Raw genomic sequence first — 19,949 nt, 5'->3', positions numbered from 1 at the left:
GAATAGACCCCCCCTTTTTTTGCTACTTCAACTCGAAACCCTGTTCATATTCATTCACAAAAATATGCAGCGCATGTTCCGTCCCGAAAGCGTCAATAACGGTGATAAAACAAGGATTTTTTTTGACCGGACAAGATCGATCCCCCCATCCAGAAAGCCCTTGAACAAGTGTCAGTTCTCCAGGCCTGTCATTCACATTAACGATGTAGTCCTGCCGGAAACGCCCTGAATGGTCTGCCGAATCTGTAGGCAGCCAGACATGAGTTAATTGGGTACCTGCATGAATGAGAGTACCCACAACATATAAGGGAGAGTTGATTACATTGCCCGTCCAAGGATCGCAGTAAAACGGTTGCCCTCTGAATACATCGATATCGTTAGTCATCCAGTCTTGTAGGGGAATGTTACTTGCACCCACACGCAACCCCAAATACCACTTGTAAATCTTGTGCCCAACCCCCGCAGGTTCAGCAACTTTCTCCAACCTGAAATACTCCGCACCATAACGAACTGGCGCAATCGCCTCCAAGGTCACCGAGCTGTCACTTCCACCCATCAAAGAGTGAGGGTTATTGCTCTTTGCCACCCGACCATTGGGGAGGGTAATAGCAACCGCGATCCTGGTTTCATCAATTTGATCACAGCTGACCCAGCGCTCAACCACCACCCCGCGCTCATCTTCATCACTGGCGTCACGACGCTGACGCCCTGCCACGCCCGAGATGTCATGCCTGTATTGGTTGGGTACTTCACGAACGGTCCACTGCGACCCAAGATCATGGCCTCCGTTATAGTGAATAAGTTTAAGGCTTTTGAGCATGGCGTCCGGAGGCCGAACATCACGGCCATTATTATCGATACAATTTATTAATACAGTGATTCGCGCCTGCATCCGCGCATTCGCAAAAATCTTTTTAGACACATTATTGGGGTGCGAGTCAAAAACCACACTTAGCCTTGAAACACCTACAATTTCGCCCTCATCGACTGCAGCACTACCCTTTAATAATTCGCTCACAAGCACTCTCCCTGATTAACGGTGACCGCACAGATCCTTCCATGCCTTTGCAGATTAGTTCAGCCACTCAGCAACAGCGCACCGCAAATTCTCTATAAGGTGTAGGCTGATTCAGCGTAATCGCAGCAAACTATGTTACCCAGCCACTGAATACCGTTCAGGCGCGCCTAAAACAAAATACTCAACAAAGAAAATCCTTATCAGGATAATTGAGTTATACGCTGTTGTTCACAAAAAATAGTTATATCAACATGACGGCCAAACATTCGCCTACAAAGACCGCGTTAAGTTATGAAAAACCTCCTACAGAAGTTGCAACGTCTGCACCTGGATCATCGCTTTCGTTCGGGGCAAGTTCCCGAGAGAATCCTCCCGCCTTGTGACACGCATCATCCGAGAACAGTCTCGCCGCGTCGCTGAAATCAGTGACCGGTTTTGACAGACCGCAAGAGGACAAGCAAGGCAACCGCTAGCAACCCTTCACCGTGTTATGGCTGTTGAGCGCGCCGGGTCTTGGTTGTTCTCGCACACAACTGCCACCTTTCGATTGACAGCGAATAACAGCAGTTTTTCCAACTTATTTATGAGAGCAAATCAATGAAAGCAATCGCCCTCGATCCACTTCTCAATTCTTTACACACCACACCCCATTGCGGCTCTTCCTTATTCAGCATCAACCCCGGTGTCACGGCTGAGGAAGCCTTGTACCAGCTCTCACTATTGCTCGAAGGGGCGGAACTGAACGCCGACAACACCAGCCCCCACCTCAGCCGCTTTGAAGCCGAGCGGTTATGGCGCGTGGCTCACAACGTAGAGAGGGCGCGCGCCGTGGTCGACGCGCTATTGGCAGGTGTGCAGCCGACTCAGTGCGCGTCGTTGTAGACGAACTTGGGCATTTCCCAGTTAAAGCGAATTGCCAGCAAGCGCAGCAAAAGACCACCGAACAAGGTGACGAAAATCGCCTGTTCGTTGGGCATGTTCAGGTAAGTGCAAAGCAAAAAGCACCACGCAGCCGCAAATGACACGCTGGCATACAGCTCACGACGAAAGATCAACGGGATGTCATTGCAGAAGATGTCACGCAGGATGCCGCCAAAGACGCCGGTAATCACCCCACTGACTGACGCCACCAGCATGCCTTGGCCCATTTCCAGCGCGGTCATGCAGCCGATCAGGGTAAACGCCACCAACCCCAGCGCATCGAGTACCAAAAACAGCGAGCGTAAATGGCGCATCAGCGGTGCGATAAAAATCGTCACCAGCGCGGCAAAAGTGGTGAGCACCAGGTATTCCGGGTGCTTGACCCACGTTAGCGGGTAATGCCCCAGCAGCACATCGCGCACCGAACCGCCGCCGAGCGCCGTGACGCACGCAATCAGCACCACACCAAACCAGTCCATGCCCCGACGCCCGGCAGACAACGCGCCGGTCATGGCTTCGGCAGTAATGGCAACTAAATAGAGCATCAGCAACATGGCGGCGTTCCTTGCAATAAGGCGCGCAGTCTACTCAGTTGGCGCGGGCACCAAAAGGGGGCAGCGGGGGCAGTACTTTTGTAAACGATGCCGGCAGGCCGCGAACCCCTTCGCAAACGGGTTGCGGCGCAGCATTTGGCAGCCCATGGCAGCGGCCAGGGACACGATCTTCAGAACTTGATGAAATGTTTACGGTAGTGCTGCAACTCGGCAATCGACTCCCGGATGTCGTCCAGTGCCAGATGCGTGCCTTTTTTCACTAGGCTGTCGCGCACTTCAGGTGCCCAGCGGGCAACCAGTTCCTTAAGCGTCGAGACGTCGAGGTTGCGGTAATGAAAGTAGCTTTCCAGGGTTTTCATGTGGGTATAAAGGAAGCGACGGTCCTGGCAGATGCTGTTGCCGCAGATCGGCGATTTGCCTTTAGGCACCCATTGTTCGAGGAAGGCAATGGTTTGTGCCTCGGCCTCGGCCATGCTGGTGGTGCTGTCTTTGACGCGCTGGGTCAGGCCGCTGCTGCCGTGGGTGCGGGTGTTCCACTCGTCCATGCGCGCCAGTACGTCGTCGCTGTGGTGGATGGCGATGACCGGGCCTTCAGCCAGGGTATTGAGGTTGCTGTCAGTGACGATGGTGGCCATTTCGATAATGACGTCGTTGTCTGGGTCCAGACCGGTCATTTCCAGGTCAATCCAAATCAAATTCTGTGGGTTTTGCATAGAAGGCTCCTGGGCTTAGTCGCGCAGTTTAGCTTAGGCACGCAGCCCACGTGCTAAACTCGCCAGCGTTTTACCCTCCTTATCGTTTTATCAACACGGAACACCCATGGCCAAACGCCAGCTCAACCGTCGCCAAAACTGGCGCATCGAAAAGATCCAGGGCGAGCGCGCTGCCCGCGCCGCCAAACGCGAATCCAGTGCCGTAGAAGCGCTTGAAGGGGGCGATCTGGGCCCCGAGCAACTCGGTCTGGTGATCGCGCACTTCGGTGTGCAGGTCGAGGTCGAGGCCCAAGAAGGCGAGCTCAAAGGCCAGATGTTCCGCTGCCACTTGCGCGCCAACCTGCCAGCGCTGGTGACCGGCGATACCGTCGTATGGCGCGCGGGCAATCAAGGGATTGGCGTGATCGTCGCCCAATTGCCGCGCAAAACCGAACTGTGTCGCCCGGACAGCCGTGGCCAGCTCAAGCCGGTTGCCGCCAACGTCGACATGATCGTTATTGTGTTTGCGCCGATGCCCGAGCCGCACGCCAATCTGATCGACCGTTATCTGGTAGCTGCCGAGCACGCGGGGATTCGCCCGTTGCTGCTGCTCAACAAAGCCGACCTGATCGACGAACAAAACGCCCCGGCGCTGAATGCGCTGCTGGGCGTTTATCGTCAGCTGGGTTATCCGGTGCTGGAAGTGTCCGCGCACCACGGCGACGGCATGCAGCAGTTGCAGGCCAAGCTGGACGGGCATATCAGCGTGTTTGTGGGTCAGTCAGGCGTGGGCAAATCGTCGCTGGTCAACAGCTTGCTGCCTGAGGTCAACCTGCGGGTCGGCCCGCTGTCCGAGATTTCCGGTCAGGGCACGCACACCACGACCACGGCGCGGCTGTTCCACTTCCCGGGCGGCGGCGAGCTGATCGACTCCCCCGGTATTCGCGAGTTTGGTCTGGGCCACGTGAGCCGGGCGGATGTGGAAGCCGGGTTTATCGAGTTCCACGACTTGATCGGCCGTTGCCGTTTCCGCGACTGCAAGCACGACCGCGAGCCGGGATGTGCCTTGCTGATGGCGCTGGACGATGGCCGCGTGCAGCAACAACGCATGAACAGCTACCGTTCGATCATTGCCAGCTTGCCTGAGTCGAGCTACTGAACGGTGCCCTCACCCTCTGTGCGGGGTGAGGGCACGCGGGATCAAGGCTTCGGTGTCACTGGCGCCTTGTCATCAAACAGGTTCAGTTTTTCCCGCTCTTCATGCATGGCGGGCGGCACTTGGTCAGCAGGCAAGGTGATCGGGTCAATCGGGGTGGTCGGCGTTTCCGGCTTGGCCATCTCGGCGCCCTGCTCACCTTCAATCGCCCGCTGCGCTTTCTTCGTCAACACCACGATGTCGATGCGGCGGTTGATCGGGTTCAACGGGTTGACCTTGTCGAACAGTACTGACGAGGCATAACCCACGATCCGCGCGACTTGATCCTGCGGATAACTGCCCGCAATCAATGCCCGGCGCGCTGCGTTTGCTCGGTTGGCCGACAACTCCCAGTTACCAAACTCTGCATCGCTGGCATAGGGCGTGGCATCGGTGTGCCCGCTGATGCTGACTTTGTTCGGCACGGCTTTGATGGTGTCCGCCATGGCCAGCAATATGTCTTCAAAGTAAGGCTTGAGCCGCGCACTGCCGACGTCGAACATCGGGCGGTTTTCCGCGTCCATGATCTGAATGCGCAAGCCGTCGGGGGTGATTTCGAACAACAGTTGGTCTTTGAATTTGCGCAGTTGCGGATTTTCTTCAACCTTGTTCTGCAACTCCTGAAGCAACAGTTCGAGGCGTTCTTTCTCGACCTGCTCGGCCATGCCTTCGACTTGATCGGTGTCGACCGTGATCTTGTCGGGCTGGGGCTGCATTTTTTCTTCAGGGTTGAGCGTGGTGTCCGGCGCCAGGGTGGGCGTGCCGCCTAGGTCAATGATGTACGGCGTGCCGGTTTCGGTGAACCCGATCGGGTCTTTGAAGTAACCGGCAATGGCGATTTTCTGTTCCGGGGTGGCTGTGGATAACAGCCACAGCACCAGGAAGAACGCCATCATCGCCGTAGCAAAGTCAGCAAACGCAATTTTCCAGGCGCCACCGTGGTGGCCCGCCGCGAAGCGCTTGACGCGCTTAATGATGATTGGCTGATTGTTTTCCATGGATCAGCGACCGCGGACTACTTGTTCCAGCTCGGCGAAGCTCGGACGGTGCTTGGGATACAGCACTTTACGGCCGAACTCGACCGCCAGCGAAGGCGGCATGCCCGAGGCAGAGGCGACCAGTGACGCCTTGATGGATTCGTACACGTTGAGTTCTTCTTTCGCATCGTGGGACAGCGAGGTCGCCAGCGGGCCGAAGAAACCGTAAGCCGCCAAAATACCGAAGAAGGTACCCACCAGCGCCGCGCCTACGTGCACGCCGATCATCGCCTGATCGCCATCACCCAGGGAGGCCATCGTCACCACGATACCCAATACCGCGGCCACAATACCGAAGCCCGGCATGCCATCGGCAACCCCGGTCACGGCATGGGAAGGATGCTCAAGCTCTTCTTTAAGGCTGAACAGCTCCATGTCGAACAGACCTTCCAGCTCGTGGGGCGCCATGTTGCCCGACGACATGATGCGCAAGTAATCGCAGACAAACGCGGTCATGCGGTCATCTTTGAGCACGGAAGGGTATTTGGCGAAGATCGGGCTGGCCGCGGCGTCTTCAATGTCGCCTTCGATGGCCATCATGCCTTCGCGACGACTTTTGTTGAGAATCTCGTAAACCAGGCCCAGCACTTCCAGATAGAACGTGTGGGTGAAGCGCGAACCGAACATGCCCAGCGATTTTTTGATCACGTGCATGGTCATGTAGCCGGGGTTCGCCTGCAGGAACGCACCAAACGCCGCCCCGCCGATAATCAAGACCTCGAACGGCTGAATCAGCGCCCCGATCTTGCCGTGGGAAAGCACGTATCCGCCGAGCACGCTCGCGAACACGACAATGATGCCGATAATTTTAGCCATAGGTATTCAGGTACTTCTGCGTCGGGTTCAAGGTCATATTCGAGAGTTAAAAAACTCTTCTTCTACTTATCGGCAAAACTGCGCCAGACTATAGGCCATAAAGGCGAAAAGCCAGTTGGGCCCGCTCCGGGCGTGTAAACAATGGATGATGACCACTCTCCCATCATGGCTAATGAAACCGGCAACGCGACTCCAACTCCCAATACCCTCGATGCGTGGGTCAAACAGCTCGATGCTGTTCGTCTGCCCATCCCGCAAGACAGCCACGAGCGCGTCTGCAAGGCAATCAACGACAATCGCCGCTCGTTACGCGACATTGCCGAGCTGATGCAGGACAGTCCTGCACTGGCGCTGAGCTTGATACGGGACGCCAATCACCACACGCACGGCAGTTTGAGTGAGCCTGCCGAGAGCCTGGAAGTCGCGATCAATCGCCTGGGGTTGGCCCGCACGCAAGAATTGCTTGAACGCCTCCCCGCGTTGCCGTGGGAAGAAATCCCGCAGGCTTTTCGCCAGATTCAGCTGATTAGTCAGCACGCTGCGCAACAAGCCAGCGGCCTGTTTGGCAATCGTCTGGCACGCCTGTGGCAAGAAATCTATTGGGGCAGCCTACTGTTTCTGTCGCCGCTGTGGGCGATGGCCCTCACGCACCCCGAACAGCTCGAAGAGTGGGAGCTGCGTGTGATTCACAAAGGTGAATGCGCAAGCACGGTGGAGCTAAAACTGTTCGGCGTGCGCCTGTTTGAAATATGCCGCGCACTGGCGCAATTGTGGCGACTGCCGGAGTGGGTGTTGCAGGGTTATACCGTCATTACCGATGAGCAGCGCACCTTGGTCAAGGTGCTGCACATTGCCCGCGACAATCATCATCGCTTGCGCCAGCAACAACGCCTGGACGCTGACCCGGCCCTGCGCCGCTGGTTGAATCAGCCCTCGAATACGGTATTGCTGGCCAATGGCCTGGCACTCTCAGCCCAGCAAGCATGGGATACACCTCACAACTTGCGCTGGCAATACCTGACCAGTCTGTACCTGCAAATGCCACTGGAAGAACTGCAACAACTGGTCCACCAGAATGCGGCCAGCAGTGCACGTTATCACTCGATGCCCGACCTCTGGCACCCGGCCGAATCGCTGTTGTGGCCATGGGGCATGCGGCGCATGCACCGGGGTTTGTTGCCTGCCCCGCCGCCGTCGGCCGAATCGCTGGTGGTGTGGCGCAAGCAATGCAGGCAACTGCTGGCCGAACCGAGTTCGTTCACTAATTCGATGCACCTGACCACCTGCGCCCGTGATGCGCTGGTGGCCTGCGGCATGCGCCGCGTGCTGCTATTGATGGCCGATAAAACATCGACCAGCCTGAGCGTGCATCAGATTGCCGGCCTGCCCAAGGCAGCCTTCGACTTGAGCCTGCAAATCAACCAGAGCGCAGTCCTGCAGCGCTTGATGGCACAACCTGCACAATTTCGCCTGACGCCAGAGAACAATGCGCAAATTTCAGCGGTCTTACCCAAGAGTTTGCGTAACCTGTTCCCCGGCGAGCACCTGCTGTTGCGCTCGCTCAGTAACCACGGCCGCATGGTGATGCTGGTGCTGGCCGATCAGGGCGGCGGGCCGTTTTCGGAGACCACCGTGCAGGCCTTCGGCAAAACCGTGCAGTGCATCGAAAAAGCGCTCAACAGCTTTACCACGCGCGGACGCTGACGCTTGCGCTACAATCCGCCCCTTTTCGCCCTGGAGACCTCACATGCCTGACTTCTCTGGCTTGCCATTGGTGATTGAGCCCAGCGACCTGTATGCGCGGCTCGACGCACCAAACCTGATTATTGTCGACCTGACCAGCGAGGCACGCTACGCCAAAGGCCACGTGCCAGGCGCACGCTTCGTGGACCCCAAGCGCACCCAGCTCGGCCTGCCGCCTGCTCCGGGTTTATTGCCCACTCAAGCAGCGCTCGAAAAACTGTTCAGCGAATTGGGGCACTGCTCAAACGCCGTTTACGTGGTGTATGACGATGAAGGCGGCGGTTGGGCTGGCCGGTTTATCTGGTTGCTGGATGTGATCGGGCACAAGGCTTATCACTATATGGACGGTGGCATTCACGCATGGATCGCCGATGGCCTGCGCGAATCGACCGAGGTGCCGACGCCTAAAAACGCACAGGTCTCGTTGACTCTGCACGATGAACCCACTGCCACCCGCGAATACCTGCAAAGCCGGTTGGGTGCTGCAGATCTGGCCATTTGGGACGCACGCAGCTTCGCCGAGTACAGCGGAGAAAAAGTGTTGGCGGCGAAAGGCGGCCACATCCCCGGCGCGAAAAATTTCGAATGGACCGCAGGCATGGATAAAACCCGCAACCTGCGCATCCGCAAGGACATGCCGCAGATCCTCGAAGATCTGGGCATTACGCCCGACAAAGAAGTGATTACCCACTGCCAGACTCACCATCGTTCTGGCTTTACGTATCTGGTGGCCAAGGCGCTCGGTTACCCGCGCGTCAAAGGCTATGCAGGCTCCTGGGGCGAATGGGGCAACCACCCCGACACCCCCGTCGAGCTGCCTGCCAAACATTAAGGACCCGTCATGAAAAAACGTTTGTTTCTCCTGAGTCAGTACCTGTTGCCGCACCACCTGCTGTCGCGCCTGGCTGGTTGCGTTGCCGAGTGCCGCGTGCGCTGGTTCAAAAATGCGTTCACCACCTGGTTCGCCAAGCGTTATCAAGTGGACATGTCTCAGGCGCTGGTTGAAGACATCACTGCTTACGAGCACTTCAATGCGTTCTTCACCCGTGCCCTGAAAGAAGGCGCACGCCCGCTCGACCCGACGCCAGGAGCCATTTTGAGCCCGGCCGATGGTGCTGTCAGCCAACTGGGCGCGATTGAACACGGTCGCGTGTTCCAAGCCAAGGGCCACAGCTACAGCGTGCTGGAACTGGTGGGCGGCGATCCGGCCGTGGCCTCGCAGTTCATGGGCGGTGAATTCGCCACCATTTACCTGTCGCCCAAGGACTACCACCGCGTGCACATGCCATTGGCCGGCACGCTGCGCGAAATGATCTACGTGCCGGGCCGCCTGTTCTCGGTCAACCAGACCACGGCTGAAAACGTGCCGGAACTGTTTGCCCGCAACGAACGCGCAGTGTGCATTTTCGACACTGAGCGCGGCCCGATGGCCGTGGTGCTGGTGGGCGCGATGATTGTGGCTTCGATTGAAACCGTGTTCGCAGGCTTGGTCACGCCGCCCAAGCGCGAGCTCAAAACATTCCGATACGACGAAGCTGCGCGTGCGCCGATCCACCTGGAAAAAGGTGCCGAGCTGGGTCGCTTCAAGTTGGGTTCGACCGCCATTGTGTTGTTCGGGCCAGAACAGGTGAAATGGGCGCAAGAGCTGACGGCGGGTTCGCCGGTGATGATGGGTCAGAAGATCGGCGAGTAAAGCGTGGCGTCGCTGCTGCAAGGTGCGGCAGCGACGCCAATGGCGCTTTAGCCTTGGCTATTGCGGTCGCGCTGCCCCAACAGGTACAGCACGCCATCCAGGCCCAGCGTTGAAATTGCGTGCTTGGCCGACTTCTTCACCAACGGCTTGGCACGGAATGCGACCCCCAGCCCCGCGATGGCCAGCATGGCCAGATCGTTGGCCCCGTCCCCGACCGCAATGGTCTGTTCCAGGCTCAAACCTTCCTTTTGCGCCAGTTCACGCAGCAAGTCTGCTTTGCGCTGCGCATCGACAATCGGCTCAACCGCCACGCCGGTCACTTTGCCGTCCACCACTTCCAGCTCATTGGCGAACACATAGTCGATACCGAGTCTGGCCTGCAACTGCTTGGCAAAATAGGTGAACCCGCCGGACAGAATCGCGGTTTTGTAGCCCAAACGCTTGAGTTCGGCGAACAGCACTTCTGCGCCTTCGGTCAAGCGCAACGATGCGCCGATGGCATCCAGCACGCCTACGTCCAACCCTTTGAGCAATGCCAGACGTTCTTTGAAACTGGCCTTGAAGTCCAGCTCACCCGCCATGGCGCGCTCGGTGATTTCCGACACTTTATCGCCCACGCCCGCGGCTTTCGCCAGCTCGTCGATGACTTCGGCTTCAATCAGGGTCGAGTCCATGTCAAACACTGCCAGGCGGCGGTTACGACGGAACAGGGTGTCTTCTTGCAAGGCGATGTCGATGTTGAGCGCCTGCGACAACTCAAAGAACTCGGCGCGCAAGGCTTCAAGGTCTGCGACTTCGCCCGTGACGCGCAGTTCGATGCAGCTCTTGCTCAATCGGATTGGCGCATCCAGCGGCACACGCCCGGACAGGCGATCAGTCTGCTCAATGTTCAAACCGTGCTGGCTGATCACCGATGTCACTCGTAGCAGTTCTTGCGCGGTGACCCGGCGGCTCATCAATGTCACCACGTGACGCTTCTGGCTTTGTTCGTTCACCCAACGCTGGTAATGCGCTTCGCTAATGGGGTCAAAACGCAGTTGCAGCCCTTCATTGGCAATCAAGGGTTGCAGGTCTTTGAGCACGGCCGACACTTGATCGGCTTGCTCGATTTCAACCAGATAACCCAACGACAAAACGCCATGAATGACGGCCTGGCCGATGTCGAGCATGTTCACACCATTGTTGGCCAACACACCGGTGATGGCCGCAGTGAGACCCGGACGGTCCTCACCCGTGATGTTTATCAAGACGATTTCGCGCAAGGCACACCCCCATTCGCTAAAAAAAACGCATTCTACCCACTTTCAGTGACCATCGGGCATCGCCAAGGCTTTGCCGCCTGTGGGCCGCTCGCTATACTGCGCACCAATTTAACGGACTAAGAGCCGCGCTCAGTGAACCGGCCATCGCCTGTCAAAACCGATAACTTCTTCCTGCTGATCTTCCGGGCCCTGCGCGATCGTCGCATTCCGCTTGCTCTGCGCATTGCCAGCCATAACGTGATCCTGGTCGCCCTGGCGCTGGTGATTTATGCCGTGGTCATGGGCCTGCAATTCAAGCAGGCCATGCATGATCAGGCCGACGCCCTGGGCCAGAGCCTGACCACGCAAACCGCGACGTCCGCTACCGAGCTGCTGGTGTCCAATGACATCCTCAGCCTCAACGTGCTGCTCAATAACCTGACGAAAAACCCGTTGGTGGCGCACGCAGCTATTTATAGCGTTGACAACCGCATCCTCGCAGAAGCCGGTGAACGTCCGAAAAACGGCCTGCTGGGCGAAGCCAAAGGCATGTACCAGACCAAGATCACATTCCAGGACGTGACCGCAGGGCATCTGCGCATCAGCCTCGACATGAATCAGTTCCAGCAACCGATGACCATCAGCCTGCAAAGCATGGGCATCCTCAGCGCCATTCTGCTGGCTCTTGCCCTGGCTTTGAGCCTGCGTCTGGGCCGTCACATCTCCACCCCGCTGCTGCAACTGCGCGTGTGGCTGCGTGAGCCCGACCCTTACACCCCGGCGATTAACCGCCAGGATGAGATCGGTGATCTGGCGCGCCAGCTTCACACCCGCCTGGCACCGCCTGCGCCGGAACCCGAGCCAGAACCCGAGCCGGATTACGACGACAGCGACTACGAAGACAACGAGCCAGAGCCCGCGTTTGAAGTGCGCAACCTGCGCGACCCGGACTTTGACGAAACGCCTGCTGCGCCCGCCCCTAAAGCGGCCGCGCGGCACGTGGTTCATGCTGAAGAAGACGAGAACGACGAAGACCCGTTTGCCGACCTGCGCGATTCCAGCAGTGCCACCCCGGCGACACTGGCCAAACCACAGCCCGCCGCGCCATCCGCTCCGCAGCCGAGCGCTGTGCTGGCCGTGCAACTGGGTGCACAGGACCAACTGCGCCGCTTGCCGCGCGCGCGCCTGACTGAGTTGCTGGAACGCTATCGCGACTGCCTGGAGCAAGCCGCCTCGTTGTATGACAGCGAGCTGCACACGCTCAACGATGGCAGCACGCTGATGCTGTTCCACAGCGAAGACAGCGGCGACGACTACCTGACCAACGCCATTTGCTGCGGTGAGCTGTTGCGCGCACTGGGTCACGCCTTGCAAATCGAAGTGGCAGACAGTGGCATCACCTTGCAACTGCAATTGGGACTGGTATTGGGCGAAGGCCTGACAGGCATGAGCCAAATCGACTTGTTACTGACTGAAACCGCGCAAGACGCGCTGGCGCTGTCACAGCACAGCCGCAACTTGTTGCTGGTCGAGCGCAAAATCAGTGACGACGCGTTGATTCGCCAGCGCGCCCGCATCCGCCCGATTGCCAGCCCTGAAGGAGCGTGCTGTGTAGAGCGCCTGATGGAGCCCTACCCGTCGATGCTCGAACGCCAACTGGCACGCATGCACGAGAAGCGCGGGTAAATTCACAGATGCCCTCACCCTCAGGAAGAGGGTTGAAGTGAAGCAATTTTGACCTGCAAAAAAAATCCCGCACATTCGCGGGATTTTTTTATTGGCCACTGACTCAGAAGCGGAACACTTCCATGTCTGTACGAATCGGGGAAGCCATCGGAATGCGCGGCTTGTCAGATTCATCCTTGCGGGCTGGCTTGGGCTCCGGTTTACGGGCGTCCACCAATGGCGGCTGGTTGGCCAACGGCTTGAGGGCCACAGCCAACTGTTGACTCAACTGTTGCAACAACTCGCCTTGCGCCTTGACCTGAGAGGCCGTGGTGCCATCGTGCTGTTTTTCCAGATGCACCATGCGGTTGTCGCGCACCTGACCGCGACGGTCGAGCAGACGCCACTGCGCATCGAGGATGGCTGGCTGATTTTTGCCAGAGTCCAGACGCGTGATCGACAACAGCACTTGGACGTCAGGGGCGAAGCTCGCAGGCGCCGGGGCCAACACCACGCGCTGGCTGTCCAGGCGCCAGGCCAGTTGGCGAAGCAATAATTGGTCGATATCAGCCGACAGGCTACCCGCCCAACGGCCATCGGTGGCCGCGCTCAGGCTGCCGTCGGTTTGACGTTGCAGCAGGGTTTCACGTTGCAGGTAGTCAGCCACGGTGACCGGGCCGAGTACCACAGCCATGCCGGCGCTTTGCGCGGGCTGACCGGGAGTGCCGCTGTCCAGCTGGTACAAGGCAGCTGGCTGATGCGTGGAGCACCCCGCCAGGCCGAGCACACCGGTCAGCAACGCAATTAAAGGAAGGCGCAGAACGTTCATCATTCCATCCAGGTGGCAGCCATCAGGCGCGCCACAGTGTGATTCTCGAAAAAGTCGCTGGCCACAGCGCCATGGGGCGGTGCCGCAAGTGCGCCATATCATCCGCGAATATCCAGCCCGACTCCAGCGCCGCAAAGCCGATCTACGCGAAAAAACGCAGATCGGGTGCTCTAAACCGGCTTAATTGGGCGTTTCTACCAACATCGCGTCCACACGCTGGAAACCACGGGGCAATTTATTGCCCCGACGTCCACGTTCGCCTTTGTAATGTTCGAGGTCATCAGGCTTGAGCGACAGGTTGCGTTTGCCCGCCTGCAACACCAGCGTGGCGTGGTCAGGTAACACGGCAATATCGGTCACGTACTCTTCGCGACTGGCTACGCGATCGCCGGGGATACCGATGATCTTGTTGCCTTTACCTTTACCCAACTGAGGCAGGTCGCTGACCTTGAAAATCAGCAAACGCCCTTCCGTCGTTACGGCCGCCAGCCAGTTATGCTCGCGATCGGTGACCGGACGCGGCTGCATGACCTTGGCGCCCTTGGGCAGGCTGAGTAAGGCTTTACCCGCCTTGTTCTTGGCTTGCAGATCCTCACCTTTAACCACAAACCCGTAACCTGCGTCGGAGGCAATGACGAACAGCGCATCGTCCTCAGGCAACAGCACGCATTCAAAGCTGGCTCCCGGTGGCGGCGTCAGGCGACCGGTCAACGGTTCGCCCTGACCACGGGCCGATGGCAGGGTGTGCGCCGCCACGGAATAACTCCGCCCGGTGGAGTCGATAAACACCGCAAACTGGTTGGAACGCCCCGCCGCAGCGGTCTTGTAGCCGTCGCCCGCTTTATAGGACAGGCCGGTCGCGTCGAGGTCATGACCCTTACCACAACGTACCCAGCCCTTTTCAGACAGCACAACGGTTACCGGCTCAGTCGGAACAAGCTCGTTTTCCGACAGCGCCTTGGCCTCTGCACGGGCCACGATTGGCGAACGGCGGTCATCGCCGTAGGTTTTGGCATCTTCCAGCAGCTCGCTGCGCACCAGCTTTTTCAGCTTGGCTTCGCTGCCGAGCAACGCTTGCAACTTGGCTTGTTCTTTACGCAATGCATCCTGCTCGTCCCGCAGCTTCATCTCTTCGAGACGGGCCAGCTGACGCAAGCGCGTGTCGAGGATGTAGTCGGCCTGGGTTTCGGTCAGTGCAAACCGTGCAATCAATTCGGCCTTGGGGTGCTCCTCGGTGCGGATGATGTGAATCACTTCATCGAGGTTCAAGTACGCCGTCAGCAAACCGTCCAACAGGTGCAGACGACGCTCGACTTTGTCGAGGCGGAACTGCAGGCGGCGGCGCACGGTGTTAATGCGGAATTCCAGCCACTCCACCAACAGGGCCCGCAGGTTTTTCAACTGCGGCTTGCCGTCCAGGCCAATGATGTTGATGTTGACCCGGAACGTGGACTCCAGATCAGTCACGGCGAACAGGTGTTGCATCAGCTCGTCGAGATCCACCTTGTTGTTGCGCGGAATGATGACGATGCGGCACGGGTTTTCGTGGTCCGATTCGTCACGCAGGTCAGTCACCATCGCCAGCTTGGTCGGCTTGGCCTGCATCAAGGCTGCAATTTGCTCCAGCACCTTGGCACCCGAGACCTGGTGCGGCAAGGCGGTGACGACAACGTCGCCGTCTTCAACGTGATACACCGCACGCATGCGCACCGAGCCACGGCCGGTCTGGTAGATCTTCAGCAGGTCGGCACGCGGGGTGATGATTTCGGCTTCGGTCGGGTAGTCCGGGCCTTGAATGTGTTCGCACAGTTGTTCAACCGTAGCCTTGGGCTCGTCGAGCAAGCGCACGCAGGCGGTGGCGACTTCTCGCAAGTTGTGCGGCGGCACGTCGGTGGCCATGCCCACGGCAATACCGGTGGTGCCATTGAGCAGGATATTCGGCAAACGTGCGGGCAACACAGCAGGTTCGTCCAGCGTACCGTCGAAGTTCGGCACCCAGTCCGCCGTCCCCTGACCCAGCTCGCTGAGCAGGACTTCGGAGTAACGCGACAAACGCGCTTCGGTGTAACGCATGGCAGCGAACGACTTGGGATCGTCCGGCGCCCCCCAGTTGCCCTGACCGTCAACCAGTGTGTAGCGATAGCTGAACGGCTGTGCCATCAACACCATGGCTTCGTAGCAGGCCGAGTCGCCGTGGGGGTGAAACTTGCCAAGTACGTCACCAACGGTACGCGCCGATTTCTTGTGCTTGGCGTCGGCGTCCAGCCCCAACTCGCTCATGGCGTAGACGATACGCCGCTGTACGGGCTTGAGGCCGTCGCCAATGTGCGGCAAGGCCCGGTCCATGATTACGTACATGGAATAGTTGAGGTAGGCCTGTTCTGTGAAGTCGGCCAGTGACCGGCGTTCTACGCCGTCCAGGCTGAGATCAAGGGAGTCGCTCATGCGGACCTCATTCAGTTCGTTGTCTGGCGCAGCAGCATGGTGCCGCCGCGCTGGGTGAATTCAAGTGTGTTCAATGCGCTCATGCCCAGCAGCACCTGTTCGCCTTCTAGCCCCGGTGCAGCCACTGCGCGCACGTTGCGCAACACAATGGCGCCGAGTTGCAGACGGTCGATTTGCGTGCGATAGCCCTGCGCCCGCCCGTTAGCGGTGTTCAGGGTCACGGGCACGCCCTTGGGCAATGCCAGTTGCCGGGCCAAATCCAGCGGGACCGCCACATCGGTGGCCCCGGTATCCAGTAAAAATTCCACCGGCACGTTGTTGATACGGCCGCTGGCGACGAAGTGCCCCTGCACGTTGGCTTGCAGTTTGACGTCGATGAAGCCTTCGCCCTGCTCCGAGACCACCTCGCGGTTGGGGTTTTCCTGACGCTGTTCCCAACGCCCGAAAAATTGGGTCGCCAGGTACAAACCGGCACACCAGGCCACGATCATCAGTACACGACCGGCACGCTTGCCCGGTGGTTGCTGACTCATGACCGGGCGCTCCAGCCACCCGGCGGCGCCGCAAAGCGCCAGACCACCGGGCGCGCCTCGCCATCGGCACGCACGTGATTGCCATTGTCGACACCGATCCAGGCACCTTGGGCGTCGACACTCAAGGCCTCGGCATTCCCGTAAGCCGACGCGTAACGGCGCGGCGCGGTCAGCGCGTCAGCGGCAAATGACCAGCAGCGCTCCACTTGCCCGGTCGCAGGCGTGCGGCGGCACACGCGATAAGCCATGCGCTCCAGGGTAAACAGCTTGCCCTCGAACACCGCCAGATCGGCGAAATCCTTGGCCTGCGGTTTGGCCTTAAGTTGCGGTGGCGGCTGTTCCGGCCCCGCTTCACTCATGATCACGCAGCCGTCTTCGCAGTCCCACACGCTTTGTTTTTTGCGGATGGTCAGCAAGCCACGGCGCTCGCGCTCTGCCGCCAGCCAGATCTGGTTGCCTTGCGGGTTGATCGCAATGCCTTCAAACAAGGCATTGAAATGCAGCAGCATGCCGCTGGCCCGCGCCTGACGCACCAGACCGGCGTCGATTTTCAGCCATGAGGCGTTGCCCTGCGGCGCTATCAACAGCACGCTCGCATGGGATTCACTGACCACGTAACGGTTGCCCGCCGCGTCGCAGGTGATGCCTTCAAAGTCCAGATCGCCACCCCGCAGCGGGCTGATGGCTTTGCCCATCATGCGCACACCCCACGGCAAACCGCTTTGCGGCGGCCGGGGTAAATGGATTTTCACCGCTTCGGCCAGCCACTCGGGATAACGGGTGTCGAGTCGGTAGATCTGATCATCATCTCGATCAGACACAGCCCACACTTCGCCCTGGCACATCGCCAAGCCCGACAAATTGCCGCCGCGCATCCCTTCAACCGGGTGTTCAGACGCCAACACCAGTTCAGGCCATGTTTCAGCCATCAGCGGCGTGGTGCCCAGCATCAGCAGCGCCAGAAAGGCTCTGCGCATCAGGCCAGCACCTGCGCCAGGTTACCTTTGGACTCCAGCCAGGTCTTGCGGTCGCCCGCACGTTTCTTCGCCAGCAGCATGTCCATCATCTCGGAGGTCGCGGCGAAGTCTTCCAGCGTGAGCTGCACCAGACGACGCGTGTTGGGGTCCATGGTGGTTTCGCGCAGTTGCGGCGGGTTCATTTCACCCAAGCCCTTGAATCGCGTGACTTGCGGTTTGCCGCGTTTTTTCTCGGCCACCAGACGGTCAAGAATGCCATCACGTTCCGCCTCATCCAGGGCGTAGAAAATCTCTTTGCCCAAATCGATGCGGTACAGCGGCGGCATCGCTACGTACACGTGGCCGGCGTCCACCAACGGCCGGAAGTGTTGTACAAACAACGCGCAGAGCAGCGTTGCAATGTGCAAACCGTCGGAGTCGGCGTCGGCCAGGATGCAGATTTTGCCGTAACGCAGCTGGCTCATGTCCGCTGCGCCAGGGTCCACGCCAATCGCCACGGCGATGTTGTGCACCTCCTGACTGGCCAGCACTTCGCTGCCATCGACTTCCCACGTATTGAGGATCTTGCCGCGCAAGGGCAGGATCGCCTGAAACTCTTTGTCCCGCGCTTGCTTGGCGGAACCGCCAGCGGAATCGCCTTCCACCAGAAACAGTTCAGCGCGCATCGGGTCCTGGCCCGCGCAGTCAGCCAGTTTGCCCGGCAACGCTGGCCCTTGGGTGATGCGTTTGCGCTCGACCTTTTTGCTGGCTTTGAGACGGCGTCCGGCGTTGTTGATCGCCAGCTCTGCCAACTGCATGCCCAGTTCAGGGTGCGCGTTGAGCCACAGGCTGAAAGCGTCCTTGACCACACCGGAAACAAACGCGGCGGCTTCGCGGGACGACAAGCGTTCTTTGGTCTGGCCGGAGAATTGCGGCTCCTGCATTTTCATCGACAGTACGAACGCAATGCGCTCCCACACGTCTTCCGGGGCCAGTTTCACGCCACGCGGCAGCAGGCTGCGGAACTCACAAAATTCACGCATTGCATCAAGCAGGCCCTGACGCAAACCGTTGACGTGGGTCCCGCCCTGCGCCGTTGGAATCAGGTTGACGTAGCTTTCCTGAACGCTGTCGCCGCCTTCTGGCAGCCACAGCAGCGCCCAGTCGACCGCTTCTTTATTGCCTGCCAGGGCGCCGCAGAAGGGCTCGTCTGGCAGCCGCTCGAACTCACTGACCGCATCGACCAAATAGGAGCGCAGGCCATCTTCGTAATGCCACTCGACCTTTTCGCCGGTGTTTTTGTCTTCAAATGTGACCAGTAAGCCGGGGCACAAGACGGCCTTGGCTTTAAGAACATGCTTGAGGCGGCTGACCGAGAATTTCGGTGAGTCGAAGTATTTCGGGTCCGGTGCAAAGTAGACGCTGGTGCCGGTGTTGCGTTTGCCCACGGTGCCGATGATTTCCAGGTCGGTGGCTTTGTAGCCATCGGCGAAGGTCATCTGGTACTCGTTGCCGTCACGCTTGACCTTGACCCGAACCTGGGTCGACAAGGCGTTCACGACCGAGATCCCCACGCCGTGAAGGCCGCCAGAGAACTGATAGTTCTTGTTCGAGAATTTACCGCCCGCATGGAGCTTGGTGAGGATCAGCTCGACGCCTGAGACGCCTTCTTCGGGGTGGATGTCCACCGGCATGCCGCGCCCGTCGTCGCTGACTTCCAGCGAGTGGTCGGCGTGCAGGATGACGTTGACCGATTTGGCGTGACCGGCCAGAGCTTCGTCGACACTGTTGTCGATGACTTCCTGGGCCAGGTGGTTGGGCCGACTGGTGTCGGTGTACATACCGGGGCGTTTGCGCACCGGGTCGAGGCCCGAGAGGACTTCGATGGCGTCGGCGTTATAAGAGCTAGCGCTGGGAGTGGCCATAGGGTCTCGTCGTCAGTCGTAAATGAAGAAAATAAAGGCCATTCGACGGGTGCCTCACAGGGCTGCAAAGTCGATGGCTTGGTACTGTTCTGCTGCTATTCCAGCAAAGCTCAGCAACGCAGGCAGTTGCCGGGCAAATCCCTGATAACTGTGATCGCCCCCGGCCTGAATGCGCAAGGCACACGCTGCGTAGTACTTTTCAGCGTAGCGGTAGTCGAGGGTTTCATCGGCGGTTTGCAGCCACACTTGAATGCGCTGCGGGTCACGTGGAGCTGCGACTTCAAGCTCGGCCAGGGCGTTCACGTGATCGTGGGTCAGCTCCCAGGTCTCGCCGCTGTACAGGTTGGTCTGAGTACCCAGATAACCGTCAAACATGCGGTGCGGGCTGACGGCCGGATTCACCAGCAAGGCTTTAAGGCCATGGCGCTCAGCGAGGTACGTCGCATAGTAGCCGCCGAGGGAGCTCCCCACCAGCAACGGGCTATCCAGCTCGCCGATGGCCGCTTCCAGCTGTGCCAGCGCCTGACGCGGGTGATGATGCAAGGCAGGCACACGTAACTGCTCGCCAAGGCCCATTCGCTGCATCACCGACGTCAACTGCGAGGCCTTCTTCGACTCGGGCGCACTATTGAATCCGTGGATATACAAGATGGAACCCGACATGCCATTACTCCCGAGTACAAATT

At 59.0% G+C, this 19,949-nt stretch carries 18 protein-coding genes; 6 read left to right on the top strand and 12 right to left on the bottom strand.

The genetic code is table 11. The features are described from left to right. Nucleotides 1-22 precede the first annotated feature (22 nt). On the bottom strand, nucleotides 23-1,018 hold the full coding sequence (locus HBN61_RS00290; protein ID WP_169963720.1) for a hypothetical protein: 996 nt from the start codon (nucleotides 1,016-1,018) through the stop codon (nucleotides 23-25). 597 nt (nucleotides 1,019-1,615) lie between these two features. On the opposite strand from HBN61_RS00290, the gene HBN61_RS00285 reads away from it, so the two are divergent. Further along, the gene (locus HBN61_RS00285) at nucleotides 1,616-1,900 is read left to right on the top strand and encodes a hypothetical protein (RefSeq protein ID WP_170045945.1); all 285 of its coding nucleotides are present in this window, start codon (nucleotides 1,616-1,618) and stop codon (nucleotides 1,898-1,900) included. On the opposite strand, the gene HBN61_RS00280 is transcribed toward HBN61_RS00285, so the two are convergent. Next, nucleotides 1,882-2,493: a trimeric intracellular cation channel family protein gene (locus HBN61_RS00280; RefSeq protein WP_094991949.1), complete on the bottom strand. Its 612-nt coding sequence runs from the start codon at nucleotides 2,491-2,493 to the stop codon at nucleotides 1,882-1,884. The two genes, HBN61_RS00285 and HBN61_RS00280, sit on opposite strands and share 19 nt — an antisense overlap. 170 nt (nucleotides 2,494-2,663) lie before the next feature. Then, entirely contained in the window at nucleotides 2,664-3,206 is a 543-nt protein-coding gene (gene orn / locus HBN61_RS00275; RefSeq protein ID WP_170045944.1) for an oligoribonuclease, read from the bottom strand. 106 nt (nucleotides 3,207-3,312) lie between these two features. Between orn and rsgA the strand changes: the two genes are divergently transcribed. Next, nucleotides 3,313-4,344: a small ribosomal subunit biogenesis GTPase RsgA gene (gene rsgA / locus HBN61_RS00270; protein ID WP_094991947.1), complete on the top strand. Its 1,032-nt coding sequence runs from the start codon at nucleotides 3,313-3,315 to the stop codon at nucleotides 4,342-4,344. A gap of 41 nt (nucleotides 4,345-4,385) precedes the next feature. Here rsgA and motB read toward each other — a convergent pair whose 3' ends face one another. Further along, entirely contained in the window at nucleotides 4,386-5,378 is a 993-nt protein-coding gene (motB, locus tag HBN61_RS00265) for a flagellar motor protein MotB (RefSeq protein ID WP_094991946.1), read from the bottom strand. Nucleotides 5,379-5,381: 3 nt separating this feature from the next. Beyond that, a complete protein-coding gene (gene motA / locus HBN61_RS00260) occupies nucleotides 5,382-6,233 on the bottom strand; it encodes a flagellar motor stator protein MotA (RefSeq protein WP_094991945.1) in 852 nt (283 codons plus the stop codon). 165 nt (nucleotides 6,234-6,398) lie between these two features. Between motA and HBN61_RS00255 the strand changes: the two genes are divergently transcribed. From HBN61_RS00255 to asd, 3 genes are read left to right on the top strand one after another with little or no spacing between them, the layout of a single operon-like run. Further along, entirely contained in the window at nucleotides 6,399-7,937 is a 1,539-nt protein-coding gene (locus HBN61_RS00255; protein WP_170045943.1) for an HDOD domain-containing protein, read from the top strand. A 43-nt stretch (nucleotides 7,938-7,980) separates the two neighbouring features. Then, nucleotides 7,981-8,808 (top strand): rhodanese-like domain-containing protein, encoded by an 828-nt coding sequence (locus HBN61_RS00250; RefSeq protein ID WP_094991944.1) that lies wholly within the window; start codon nucleotides 7,981-7,983, stop codon nucleotides 8,806-8,808. Nucleotides 8,809-8,817: 9 nt separating this feature from the next. Then, the gene (asd, locus tag HBN61_RS00245) at nucleotides 8,818-9,669 is read left to right on the top strand and encodes an archaetidylserine decarboxylase (protein ID WP_169963714.1); all 852 of its coding nucleotides are present in this window, start codon (nucleotides 8,818-8,820) and stop codon (nucleotides 9,667-9,669) included. A gap of 47 nt (nucleotides 9,670-9,716) precedes the next feature. On the opposite strand, the gene serB is transcribed toward asd, so the two are convergent. Next, nucleotides 9,717-10,931, bottom strand: a complete 1,215-nt coding sequence (serB, locus tag HBN61_RS00240) for a phosphoserine phosphatase SerB (protein WP_170045942.1) — start codon at nucleotides 10,929-10,931, stop codon at nucleotides 9,717-9,719. A gap of 132 nt (nucleotides 10,932-11,063) precedes the next feature. Here serB and HBN61_RS00235 point away from each other — a divergent pair, with 132 nt between their 5' ends. Further along, complete coding sequence (locus HBN61_RS00235) at nucleotides 11,064-12,596, top strand: AhpA/YtjB family protein (protein WP_170045941.1); 1,533 nt, start codon at nucleotides 11,064-11,066, stop codon at nucleotides 12,594-12,596. 103 nt (nucleotides 12,597-12,699) lie between these two features. On the opposite strand, the gene HBN61_RS00230 is transcribed toward HBN61_RS00235, so the two are convergent. The 6 genes from HBN61_RS00230 to HBN61_RS00205 all read right to left on the bottom strand — a co-directional run bounded on the left by HBN61_RS00230 (nucleotide 12,700) and on the right by HBN61_RS00205 (nucleotide 19,926). Further along, nucleotides 12,700-13,404 carry a PqiC family protein gene (locus HBN61_RS00230; RefSeq protein ID WP_169963712.1) on the bottom strand — a complete coding sequence of 235 codons (705 nt, stop codon included), beginning with the start codon at nucleotides 13,402-13,404 and terminating at the stop codon, nucleotides 12,700-12,702. A gap of 180 nt (nucleotides 13,405-13,584) precedes the next feature. Beyond that, nucleotides 13,585-15,849: a DNA topoisomerase IV subunit A gene (gene parC, locus HBN61_RS00225; protein WP_170045940.1), complete on the bottom strand. Its 2,265-nt coding sequence runs from the start codon at nucleotides 15,847-15,849 to the stop codon at nucleotides 13,585-13,587. Nucleotides 15,850-15,860: 11 nt separating this feature from the next. After that, on the bottom strand, nucleotides 15,861-16,382 hold the full coding sequence (locus HBN61_RS00220; RefSeq protein WP_170045939.1) for a retropepsin-like aspartic protease family protein: 522 nt from the start codon (nucleotides 16,380-16,382) through the stop codon (nucleotides 15,861-15,863). After that, nucleotides 16,379-17,359 (bottom strand): esterase-like activity of phytase family protein, encoded by a 981-nt coding sequence (locus HBN61_RS00215; protein ID WP_094991937.1) that lies wholly within the window; start codon nucleotides 17,357-17,359, stop codon nucleotides 16,379-16,381. The genes HBN61_RS00220 and HBN61_RS00215 overlap by 4 nt, the downstream gene beginning before the upstream one ends. Beyond that, nucleotides 17,359-19,263 (bottom strand): DNA topoisomerase IV subunit B, encoded by a 1,905-nt coding sequence (gene parE, locus HBN61_RS00210; RefSeq protein WP_094991936.1) that lies wholly within the window; start codon nucleotides 19,261-19,263, stop codon nucleotides 17,359-17,361. The genes HBN61_RS00215 and parE overlap by 1 nt, the downstream gene beginning before the upstream one ends. A gap of 54 nt (nucleotides 19,264-19,317) precedes the next feature. Further along, nucleotides 19,318-19,926: a YqiA/YcfP family alpha/beta fold hydrolase gene (locus HBN61_RS00205; RefSeq protein ID WP_094991935.1), complete on the bottom strand. Its 609-nt coding sequence runs from the start codon at nucleotides 19,924-19,926 to the stop codon at nucleotides 19,318-19,320. Nucleotides 19,927-19,949 lie beyond the last annotated feature (23 nt).

This window comes from Pseudomonas sp. WS 5071, assembly GCF_012985765.1.
GTDB classification, from domain to species: Bacteria; Pseudomonadota; Gammaproteobacteria; order Pseudomonadales; family Pseudomonadaceae; genus Aquipseudomonas; species Aquipseudomonas lundensis_A.
Note: the sequence above shows the minus strand (reverse complement) of the source record. Positions and strands in the feature narration are given on the sequence as shown.